General features: G+C 60.6%; 1 protein-coding gene. It reads left to right on the top strand.

The annotated features are described in order from the left end of the window. Positions 1–222 (top strand): hypothetical protein (locus tag AC1DGP_RS35360; RefSeq protein WP_476768889.1); only part of this gene is annotated, 222 nt, incomplete at its 5' end. Positions 223–416: the final 194 nt, after the last annotated feature.

Below are 416 nucleotides of genomic sequence, written 5' to 3'. Positions count from 1 at the left end.
ATGGGTGTAATGCGCTTCATCATGCAGCACTGGCAGGAGCGCCAGCGGCAAGTCGATATCGAAGTTCTCTGGCCGGCATGTCTGCGTAACTCGCGCGACATTGACTGTGCCCGGCGTGCCTTCACGATCCACGCTCTGAACGACCCGGCATGGGCGGTGCTCGGCACCGTCGAGATCCTGCGCCAGGTCGCCCTGCTCCCGCCACCCGAGGATGCCCCGTGAAATGTGTTCGATCCGAGGCTCCCATGCCATCGGGCGGTAGAGCGCGATCCCAGTGAGCCGTCCTTCGCGGCGTTTCAGCAGCCCCGCTGAGGTCTGGCATTCATCATGGTTGGTTTATCCGGTTCTACTGAAATTAATTGCACATAAGCGTGGGAAAAAACCCCGTAGCCACCAGCTTGGGAGCCATGGCGCTA

This window comes from Allobosea sp. 05T433, assembly GCF_056396065.1.
This window is presented reverse-complemented; position numbering and strand designations above follow the sequence as displayed.